General features: G+C 56.9%; 7 protein-coding genes. 3 read left to right on the top strand and 4 right to left on the bottom strand.

Annotated elements, in window-relative coordinates:
- Nucleotides 1–174: 174 nt before the first annotated feature.
- The 3 genes from cobA to PN477_RS20590 form a co-directional block, all read right to left on the bottom strand.
- The gene (gene cobA, locus PN477_RS20600) at nucleotides 175–924 is read right to left on the bottom strand and encodes a uroporphyrinogen-III C-methyltransferase (RefSeq protein ID WP_272121442.1); all 750 of its coding nucleotides are present in this window, start codon (nucleotides 922–924) and stop codon (nucleotides 175–177) included.
- Between the two features lie 61 nt (nucleotides 925–985).
- Nucleotides 986–1,726, bottom strand: coding sequence for a sirohydrochlorin chelatase (locus tag PN477_RS20595; RefSeq protein WP_272121440.1), 741 nt, complete (start codon nucleotides 1,724–1,726; stop codon nucleotides 986–988).
- A gap of 116 nt (nucleotides 1,727–1,842) precedes the next feature.
- Entirely contained in the window at nucleotides 1,843–2,043 is a 201-nt protein-coding gene (locus PN477_RS20590; protein ID WP_139276560.1) for a hypothetical protein, read from the bottom strand.
- A gap of 209 nt (nucleotides 2,044–2,252) precedes the next feature.
- On the opposite strand from PN477_RS20590, the gene PN477_RS20585 reads away from it, so the two are divergent.
- Nucleotides 2,253–3,521, top strand: a complete 1,269-nt coding sequence (locus PN477_RS20585) for an MFS transporter (protein ID WP_272121436.1) — start codon at nucleotides 2,253–2,255, stop codon at nucleotides 3,519–3,521.
- A 93-nt stretch (nucleotides 3,522–3,614) separates the two neighbouring features.
- On the opposite strand, the gene PN477_RS20580 is transcribed toward PN477_RS20585, so the two are convergent.
- Complete coding sequence (locus tag PN477_RS20580) at nucleotides 3,615–3,845, bottom strand: hypothetical protein (protein WP_272121435.1); 231 nt, start codon at nucleotides 3,843–3,845, stop codon at nucleotides 3,615–3,617.
- A gap of 374 nt (nucleotides 3,846–4,219) precedes the next feature.
- Here PN477_RS20580 and PN477_RS20575 point away from each other — a divergent pair, with 374 nt between their 5' ends.
- Nucleotides 4,220–9,982, top strand: a complete 5,763-nt coding sequence (locus PN477_RS20575) for a hybrid sensor histidine kinase/response regulator (RefSeq protein WP_272121432.1) — start codon at nucleotides 4,220–4,222, stop codon at nucleotides 9,980–9,982.
- A 52-nt stretch (nucleotides 9,983–10,034) separates the two neighbouring features.
- The gene (locus tag PN477_RS20570; protein WP_272121430.1) at nucleotides 10,035–10,829 is read left to right on the top strand and encodes a GUN4 domain-containing protein; all 795 of its coding nucleotides are present in this window, start codon (nucleotides 10,035–10,037) and stop codon (nucleotides 10,827–10,829) included.
- Nucleotides 10,830–10,997: the final 168 nt, after the last annotated feature.

The raw sequence follows: 10,997 nt of genomic DNA, 5'->3' as shown, positions 1-10,997 counted from the left end.
TTAAAGGACTCGCTGTCGCTCGATTTGTTTGTTGGTGCAAATTCATCTCGCCACTAAAAGGCACGTCCGCCGTTACCTTCGGTAACTCTACTCGGACTCGCTTTATAGTGGGAGTCTTCTTTGCACATTGTTAAGATAAATTATAGGATGCAAAGGGACGCTCCGAGAGGGAACTTACAGGAGTTGCGCCTGAAGATTCACCACTGATCCGATCACAGCCACCGCCGGGGCTTCAAAGCCGCTTTGTTCCACAGCCGCCTGAATCGTGGCGAGGGTGGCGATCAGTTCGGCTTGTTCGGGGCGCGTTCCCCAGCGAATCAAGGCGATGGGGGTGTCGGGGCTGAGGCCGCCGGCCTGGAGTTCGTGGGTAATGGTGGGCAGGTTATGGATGCCCATGTAGACGACGATGGTTTCGGAACTTTGGGCGATCGCTCGCCAATTCACCTGGGGGCAATATTTCCCCGCCGCTTCATGGCCCGTCACAAAGGTCACCGAACAACTCACCCCACGATGGGTCACCGGAATCCCCGCATAGGCCGGCGCAGCAATCCCCGCCGTAATCCCCGGAATCACCTCCACCGTAATCCCCGCCGCCCGCAGATCCGCCATTTCTTCCCCCCCCCGACCGAACACAAAGGGATCGCCCCCTTTGAGGCGGACGACGATCGCGTGTTCTTGGGCTTTTTCGATCAGGAGTTGAGTGGTTTCGGCTTGGGCTTTGGAATGACGACCCCGCCGTTTGCCCGCGTTGATTTGTTCAGCGAGGGGATTAATCATCGCAAGAATGGCCGGACTCACGAGGGCATCGTAGACCACAACATCGGCACATTCGAGAAGTCCTTTGCCTTTTAAGGTCATCAGGCCCGGATCACCCGGCCCAGCACCTAATAAATACACGTTGCCCACGGGGGTGGTTTGATTCATGGTTACCGCTAAAAAAAGATTACCGCTAAAAACGAGTGAGGGTTAAGGGGGAGGCTTTGGGTTAAGACGGGGTGAGATCCGGTTGGTGCATCCAGTCCAGGATCAGGGGGATGAATTCGGGGGTATCACTGAGGGCGATCCCCAGGTCAAGGGTGGCGTTGGGCCATTGGGTGCGCAGGTCGGCTAACTGCTGGGCGATCGCATCGGTAATCCCCCCTGGAAATAAAAAATAGGGCTGAATGATCCAATGGGTCTGTTCATCGGTAACGAAGCGCTGGAGTTGTTGGGGGAGACTGGGCTGCACCGACCAATAGGCAGGGATGGCGGTGAGGCGCTGGGCCATTGCTTCTACGGGTTGATTGCCGCCGATGCGCCGACTGCCGTGGGCCAACAGAATCCGCTCCCGGTGGGGATAGAGGGCAAACTGTCGCCGCAAGAGGGCCGTCATGCCGAGATGACTGCCCACGTAGGGGGCAATGGTAAGCGGGAGGGGGCGATCGCCCATGGCTTGGGCGAGGGCGACTTCGTGGGGGATGTCTTCGCGGACATGGACACCGGGCAGGAGAAAGAGGGGCAACAGGATCAGGTGTTGAGCACCCTGCGATCGCGCTTGGGCGATCGCCGTCAGGATTTGCTGATGGAGCGGTTGGGGGGCGAGTTCGAGCACAGCGGTGGCAATCCAGGCCGGTGCATCATGGTCGCGGGCCCATGCGGTTTGCACCTGCTGCGCGAGGGACTCCAGGGCCGTTTGAGACCGAGGATCGCGGCTGCCGTGAGCAATGAATAGATATGCAGTAGACAAGAGATAACCCTTAAAAGAACAAGAATGCCAGTCAACCCATGCGGCCCAAGCTTGCCATGAAAAACCCCTCGCAATGTCGAGGGGAGGGGGATTTAACACCACTTGGATTGATGATGTTAAAACCCAGACACCGAAGACGGCCCCGATACCCCTGCGGGCCGAGAAATCGCCGATGTCATCAAGGCGGTGAAACTCCCTAGCATCAACATCCCCACAATCGCCACTGTGCTTGAAACACGTTTAATGCTTAAGCGACAGTTAAAGGACAGGGGTTGCAGATTCAGCGGGCCGATGGTGTCTTCATGCACCATTGTCATGTGAGTGTAGCTCAACATTTCCATACGCGATCGCTCCCATTATCACTAAAGAAAATCCGAACGAATGCACCCCTGAATTGGGTCTTTGAATCGCCTTCAATTTAGCATCTTTCCGAGACGACCGGATCAGTCTAGCAACCCACTGTGAAGAAGTGTTAACTTGAAGCAAAGATTCTGTCATAATCCCCGTTAGCCTTGCCCTATTCTCTGTGATTGTTCTCCTTCGCCTCGCTCCGTCTATTCGTCGTAATCTGCTCTGCCTGTTTTGCACCGCCCTCTGTTTTTGGTCGAGCCTCACGATTCTGCTCCCCACCTTGCCGCTCTACATTGAATCCGTGGGCGCAACCCAGCAACAGGTGGGTTTGGTGATGGGGAGTTTTGCGATCGGATTGCTGTTGACGCGGGGGGTGTTGGGGCGATGGTCTGATGAGCGCAGCCGGAAGTTGGTGGTGCAAATCGGAACGCTGGCGGTGGGTCTCGCCCCCTTTGGCTATCTCTTTCTCACGTCCCTGCCGATCTTGGCCCTGCTACGGGCCATCCATGGCCTGAGCATTGCCGGGATGACCACGGGTTACAGTACCTTGGTCTTGGATTTTGCGCCCCGCGACCAACGCGGGGAGGTGTTGGGCTACATGACCCTGGTGGTTCCGATTGGGATGGCGTTGGGGCCGGCGGTGGGGGGATTTTTAGGAGATGCCTACGGCTTTCCGGTGGTGTTTGTGGTGTCGGGCCTGTTGGGGTTGATCGGGTTTGCCCTGGCGAGTTTGATTACCGATGCCCCGATCGCACCCCACGATCCCGACCCCCAACCCCCCCGATCGCGATCGCTCCTCGCTTGGCTCGGCTTGGGTCGCCTCTTCACCCTCGCCCAAAGCCCCCGGCTCCAGATTCCCGCCCTGGTTTTGCTGTTGGTGGGGACGGTGTTCGGCACCTTAACCACGTTTTTACCGGCCTACATTCGAGATACTGGGGTAGCCCTCAATGCGGGGCTGTTCTATACGGCGGTGGCGATCGCTAGTTTCTCCGTCCGCATCTTCACCGGTCGCGCCTCCGATCGCCTCGGTCGCGGCATCTTCATCACCGGCAGCCTCGTCGCCTATATTCTCTCCATGGCCCTGCTCACCCACGCCAACAGCGCCCTAGACTTTCTCCTCGGAGCCTTAGCCGAAGGGGCCGGCGCGGGCATTTTGATCCCGATGATGACCGCCCTTGTGGCCGATCGCTCCCTGCCCAGGGAGCGGGGGCAAGTGTATTCCGTCTGTATTGGCGGGTTTGATCTGGGGATTGCCTTGGGGGGGCCGATGTCGGGGGCATTTGCGGCGAGTTTGGGGTATCGGGGCATGTTTGCGATCGCCACCGGACTTTCCCTCTGCGCCCTGATCCTGTTTCTGACCCGTTCGAGCAAAGACCTCGCCCACTCCTTTCGGTTTGCGATCGGTCAAGGCCGCGACATCTACGCCCAAGATCCCCATTCGTGACATCCTCCCGACGCTGACCCTACGGGTACAGCGCGGGACTTATAGCGCACTGAACTCCTCAAAAGTTAAACGGCCCTAACTGGGCAAAACCCCCTAATCCGGCAACGCTGACAACTTATCCACCACCTGTGTCCGACCCAACCGCGCCGCCCGCAACAGGCGATCAATGGAAGCCCGCTCTTCATCGAGCAGCGTGTCACTGAGCAACGCCGCCATCAAACCGTAGCGATCCGCTAGGGTTAATTCGCCCGTTGTCGTCACCTGAGCAAATAAATCCGATAATGCGCCAGGGAGTAAGCGGGGCTGTTCTTCTAGGTTAGACATACTCACAACAGAACGTGATGGGTTTACGATTTAGTATCCTCAGGGACTTGGCAAGATTCTGTGATGGAGAACCCGATCCGGCGTGATCTTGGGTCCTCACCGGCGGTAATGTCAGTCATGATCAGGCGTGATCTCAATCGTTTGCGATCGCGATCATGATGTGATCCGGGGCAGAATTGGCTTAAAAAATACCTTGCCAGAGAATTTTTCGCTACCCTTGAGGAGAGCAATTTTGGATTGTTGGGTGCAAGGGAATATGGGGGACGGAGACCCTTGGCCCGGCTTGCCCATGTTTGGGTCAGACGTTGCGAGGTGAACCTTGCATAATGGGAATAGGGTCACTGTATTTTTGGGGTTGAGTACATTGGCGATGGATGGGGTCTCCTCCGACAGAATCAACAAAACGATGGTGGCTAGGGGTCAGCAAAGCGATGGATGCAGAACAACGCAAAAAAATTACGGGGTACTTCATCTTAGAAGCGCAAGAGCATCTAGAGATTATGGATGCAAGTTTGCAGGATTTTCAACAAACCATTGATGATCCAGAGCAAATTCATGAGATCTATCGGGGTGCTCATTCCATCAAGGGTGGCGCGGCCATGCTGGATTTGGAATGTATTCGCTTCACGGCCCATCGCCTCGAAGATTATTTCAAGCACCTCAAAAATCATCCCGCTACCGTAGACCCCGGCCTACGGGATGATATCCATCAGCTTTACAGCATTTTGCTTGAAGGCATAGAAACCCTCGAAGCCACCTCAGAACTTGACCCAGACTATGCCCAAGGGATGATCGAGCGCGTTCAACCGCTGTGCGATCGCATTGGCCCCCACCTCGAAGCCCTAACCCAAGATCAAGGGATGGGCGGCGCGGCCCTGCCCGACGAGATGATCACGGCCTTGAATGCCCTGACGGTTTTGGCCAAGCAGCCCGACGATGCAGCGAATCGAGTCCAGATTCAGCACCATTGCCAAACCTTGGCAGACGTGGGCCAGGCCTGGCCCAAATCGGGCTGGAGCCGGATCACTAAGGCAGCCCAAGCCGCGATCGCTATCCCCCACAACCCCTACACCATCACCAGTCAACAAATCCTCGCCAATCTTCAGCAGAACGCGCCCCACCTCGTCCAAGGTCAAACCGACCTCCATCCCAGCGCCGCCCTCCAAGCCTTGGCCCAGGCTGCCCCCACATCGCCCGATGACGCAGATTTTTCCCTGTTAGAGTCCCAAATGGTACAAGCCCCGGAGGACGACCCGGATCTTGCCGACTTTTTAACCGATGATCTCAGGAAACCAACTCCCCCCCCCGCAGCGAGTACCGACAATGACGACCTCGAAGCACTCCTCAATGAATTTGACACCACTCCCCCCATCGAAGGGGAAGAATTAGACAACCTCCTCAGCGCCTTTGATACCTATTCCAATCGTCCGGAGCCTTCGGTATCGGCGGCTCAAGAGACCCATTTGAGCGAGGAACTTGATGATTTGTTTGGCAATGAGAGTACCTTGACGAATGAGGATCTCGGCGCGGCGACGATCCAAGCCACGGACTTGTTTTCTCCAGATGATGACTTGCTCGCCATTGGGCATACCGAATCGGACTCCCTCCCCACGACCGGGGCTGAATCGGTGGGGGATTTGTTCGGCAGTGATTTTTCCTTTGAGACGGAGACGGATGCAGCGGCGATCGCTAATATTCCGACTCAACCCAGCCATGCGGGAGCCAGTGCCAGCGGTGAAGTCCATAGTGAATTGGATCAGGATTTAGACGACCTCTTTGCGGATCTAGAAGATGCGGATACCCATGGGCTGCTCTCCCATCAGGCGGAGGGGGGACTGATCCCGCCCCTGCTTGTGACGGAATCGCCCTCGCCCCTGCCCGATAGTGGGGATGAATTTGGGGATTTATTGGCGATTGGCGAGGACTCGTCCTCTGAAGCAATGTTTAGTGATGAGCCGGAAACCCTCAACAGTTTTGAAATTGATCCCTTTGGGGCGTTGGGGGACGCGGCCAGGGCTGGGCATGGCAGGCCGCCAACGGCTACCCCCGCATCGGACGAATCCCTCGATGATCTCTTCGCTGATGATGCGTCGTTCTTGAGTGACAATAGTGCGATCGATGATGATTTAGCCGCCTTCCTGAGTGGAGAGGATATGGCGATGAGCCTAGAGCCGGGTGAGATCAACGAGTTAGACGGCTTGATCGGGGATGAGGGCGACTCGTTAACGGCCGCAGACATGGATGAATTGGGGGCGTTCTTCACGGGAGAGGGCGATCTTCAGGATTCATTCAGTCCCAGCGCCGCAGTGGTAGCCCCCGCCCCCTCTGTGCCCGCCGATGTGACGGCATCCTTTGATGATTTGTTTGGCGACCTCGACACCACCGCCGAGGAAACGCTGGATCATGGGGACTTTGATGCCTTGTTTGAGACGATGGCGGATGGGAGGGGCGATCGCATTGATCGCAACGATATCGATGACCTCGAAGCCTTCCTCAGCGGGGAACCGACAACAACCGACGCAGACCTCGCGGATCTCTTGGATGACGCGGCTCCCGTTGCGCCAGAATCCCTCAATATTGATGACTTTGAGGAATTAGAAGCCTTGCTAGAGTCCAGTGCAGCGGCGGACAGTGCCGCCGATGAGGCTGTCGTGGCGGATGTGGACGCGCTCGAAGCCCTCTTTGCCGCTGAATCGGCCCAACCTGCTCAACCCGTCGCGCCGCCGCCCCCGCCTGCCGCCGCCCCCGCCACGAGCGCCGAGGGCCCTTGCTATTACGACCAACTCGATGAACTGATGGCCCGGGTGGAGCGATCGCCCCTCGACGAAGCCAAGCACCTCACCCTCGCCACCTCCTTCACCGCCCTCGAACAACTCCTCGACCAGCAGCCCCAAGCCCCCACAGCGACTAACGGTGCATCCCCAGCACCCCCCGCCCCCCTCGAACAGAGCCAGAGTCCCGCCGCTGACGATGGTGATTGGGACGACCTGATCAACATCATGCAGGAAACTCGCCAAAAAGCCGGTGAGATCCACTCCGTACAACGCCCCGCCGCCAAACCCCGCAGCAAACCCACCGTTGAAGCCACCCTCAAGGTTCCCGTCAAACAGATGGACAACCTCAACAACCTCGTCGGGGAACTGGTGGTCAACCGGAACAGCTTAGAAGGCGACGAAGAACGACTCCGCCAATTCCTCGACAACCTGATGCACCAGGTGCAAAATCTCAACGATGTGGGCGGTCGGATGCAAGATTTGTATGAGCGATCGCTCCTTGAAGATGCCCTCTTACGGAGTCGTCGAGAATACCGCAGCAAACAGGGGGGCGGCGACTTTAGCCCCATCCTCCCCAACGGTCAAGCTCAACCGGAAACCAAGAGCGAGTTTGACGAATTGGAAATGGACAGTTTCACCAAATTCCACGAACTCGCCCAAGAAACCATTGAAATGATCGTCCGCGTCCGGGAATCCACCGCTGACATTCAATTCCTCGTCGATGATATTGACCAAGTGGCGCGTACCCTCCGCCAAGTCACCTCCCAACTCCAAGAAGGACTCAACAAGTCCCGGATGATCCCCTTCGGCACCACAGCATCCCGCTTACCCCTCGCCGTGCGCCGGATTGCGCCCCAACTTCACAAACAGGCCAATCTCGAACTCGAAGGCCAGGAAACCTTAATTGACAAAATGCTCTTAGAGCATCTCTCCGATCCCCTAACACACTTGGTTAACAATGCCCTCACCCATGGGATTGAACCGCCGGAAATTCGCCTCGCGTCGGGTAAACCCCAAGCCGGTCACATCAAAGTCAGCGCGATGCAACAGGGGAACCAAACGGTGATCGCCGTCTCCGATGATGGGGCGGGGATTGATGCCGTCCGTGTGCGCCAAAAAGCCATTGATAAAGGTGTGATCACCGCTGCTCAGGCGGCCCAAATGGATGAACAGAGTACTTTTGATCTGCTGTTTAACGCTGGCTTTAGTACGAAGGATCAAGCGGATAATTTTGCCGGACGGGGGGTCGGTCTTGATGTGGTGCTGACGAGTATCCATGAGATTCGCGGTACGGTGACGATCGACTCGAAACTGAACAAGGGGACGACCTTTACGATTCGCTTGCCCTTAACCCTCAGTATTGGGAAAGCCCTCTGTTGTGTGAGTGAAAATGCACCGATCGCCTTCCCCCTCGATGGGGTGGAGGACATGATCGATCTGCCGCACCACAAGATCCGCCGCAATGCCCAGGGTCAGCCCTGTGTGCAATACCGGGATATGCTGCTGCCCTACTATCATCTGTCGTCGCTGTTGACCTATACCCGGCGGATTGGGCGGGGGAGTTTCTACGGCAATAAGCGCGAGGATAATATTCTGCCGGTGGTGCTGCTGCGGGGGGCGGATCATCACATTGCGGTGGGTGTGGATCAGGTGATCGGAGAGCAGGAGATCGTGATCAAACAGTTACAGGGGCCAGTGCCGAAACCGGCGGGAATCGCTGGGGCGACGGTGCGCGGCGATGGGACGATTATGGCGATCGCCGATGTCCTCGAACTGATCGAACTCGCCCAAGGTCGTCTCCGTAAGGAAACCGCCAACACCTGGCAGACGATGAACAATCTCCCGGAAGAGCAGGGCAGCATTGTGCGATCGGAGCCGACGGTGTTGATCGTCGATGACTCGATCACGGTGCGCGAATTGCTCTCGATGACCTTTGGCAAAGCCGGCTATCGCGTTGAACAGGCCCGCGATGGTCAGGATGCCTGGGATAAGCTGCGATCGGGGCTGCCCTGTGACATTATTTTCTGTGATATTGAAATGCCTCGGATCGACGGCTTAGACCTCCTCGAACGCTTATCCCAGGATGAAGAATTACGACAGATTCCCATTGCGATGCTCACCTCACGGGGGGCGGAACGCCATCGCAAAGTTGCCGCTGACCGGGGGGCCAGTGGCTATTTCACCAAGCCCTATTTAGAAGATGTGCTCCTGGATGCGGCGGAGCGGATGATTCAGGGTGATGTGCTCCTAGAGGGCAGTATCCGGACGCAATGGGCGGCTAAACCCAAGGCTTCCCCGACCCCCACCCCTGATCCGGTGGTGACGGCTCCGATCGCGGCCCAGCCGGAACAGCAGGCCCAAGTGTTGATTATTGATGATTCGGTGACGGTGCGATCGCTCCTCTCGATGACCTTTGAAAAAGCCGGGTATGAAGTCGAACAAGCCCGCGACGGCAAAGAAGCCTGGGAACAACTCAAAGGCGGTTTACGCCCCGACTTGATCTTCTGTGATATTGAAATGCCCCGCATGGATGGCCTCGAACTCCTCGGAACAATCCACGAAGATGCAGACCTGCAACGCATTCCCGTGGCTATGCTCACCTCACGGGGGGCGGAGCGCCATCGCAAAGTCGCCGCCGAACGGGGAGCCAGTGGCTACTTCACCAAGCCCTACGTGGAGCAAGATTTACTCGCCGCCGCCGATCGCATTCGTCGCGGTGAAATCCTCCTCAAAGACAGCGTCCGCGCTCCCGACTTAACCACCCACGCGCAAGCCGCACCGGCTACCCATGCTCCCGCCCCGGAACCCGTGGCTGATCGTGATCTCTCCCTTGACGATCGCTCGACGATCATCCAGGATTTTGAGTTTGAGGATGCACCGACACAAATTAGCCCCGCCGATGCGGCCCCCCCGCCAGCACCGCCCAGCCCGGCTGCGCCGCGCTCCCACCAAGCGCAACCCCTCCGCCATCAACCCCGTGTTTTGATCATTGATGACTCGATTACGGTGCGATCGCTCCTCTCGATGACCTTTGAAAAAGCCGGGTATGAAGTCGAACAAGCCCGCGATGGCAAAGATGCCCTCGAAAAACTCCAAGGCGGCCTCAATCCCGATCTCGCCTTTTGCGATATTGAAATGCCAAAAATGGATGGTCTCACCCTGTTGAGTCATGTCTCTGAAGATGAAGCCCTGAAGCGGATTCCCATTGCCATGCTTACCTCACGGGGCGCAAAAAAACACCAACTCGCCGCCGCCGAACGAGGCGCAAAAGGCTACTTCACGAAACCCTACACCGAAGAAGTTTTACTCGACGCAGCCCGCCGTTTGATGGAAGGTGAAATCCTGTTAAAAGTCGAAGCGTAGGACGCTTCAGGGCATCTCGTTCTGTTGTCTCAATTGATGGGTTTAATTTCTGATGCTTCAATGTCCTGTTTGCCAAACTGAATACGCCGAAGGGTTAGTGCAGTTTTGTACTTACTGTGGCTGGGATTTAAATGAACTCTCGCCGCTCCTGATGGGCCAACTCCCCGCCGAGTACCGCGAAGCTGAACACGCCCGACTACTCTGGGCCCAGCGGATGTGGGCCAAGCTCGAAGCCAGCCGTGGCTTAGGGGAAAAGCTCGATCAGGTGCAACAACAGTTAAACCATGTGACGGATCTGATTCAGCATCAAACCGAAACCCTCGCCACCCAGGCCGTGAGTGAACCGCCCCCACCCCCTGCCCCCCGCCCGCCCACCATTGACTACAGCGAACTAAAGCACCTCCTTAAACAGCGGCAATGGCAACAGGCGGACTGGATGACGGCGAAGCTGATGATTGCGATCGCCCATCGTCAAAAACAAGGCTTTCTCACCGAAGCTGATCTTGATCATTTTCCGGCGCGGGAACTGCGAGCAATTAATCGGCTCTGGCTCTCGGCAAGTCAGGGGCAATTTGGGTTTAGTTTGCAAAAAAACATCACCTTTGAACTGAACAGTAACCGACTGGCGATCGCCCAAGTCTGGCCTACCCTCAGCCAAAAACTCGGCTGGTACGATGCCGAGGGCGATCGCTGGCTCACCTATCAAGAACTGGATTTCAGCCTCAATGCCCCCACCGGTCACCTTCCCGTCCTTGGTGATGGCTTGATTTGGTTTGTCAGCGGTTGGGAAGGGGGAAGCCGCGCCTTTGCGACCTTGATGTCCCGCTTAGACAAATGCGGGATCTAGTCTCCCTCACCCCCAACCCCTCTCCCAGAGGGCTACTGCTTATACATAACGTTCAAATGTTGGCCTCGTCTGCGTTTGATCCCCCTAAATCCCCCTTAAAAAGGGGGACTTTTTTTCGTTCCCCCCTTTTTAAGGGGGGCTAGGGGGGATCGAGAGAAGGTGAACATC

This window comes from Spirulina subsalsa CS-330, assembly GCF_028330765.1.
Taxonomy (GTDB): Bacteria; Cyanobacteriota; Cyanobacteriia; order Cyanobacteriales; family Spirulinaceae; genus Spirulina; species Spirulina subsalsa_A.
The sequence above is the reverse complement of the archived record's forward strand: the minus strand, read 5'-3'. Positions and strand labels throughout refer to the sequence as shown.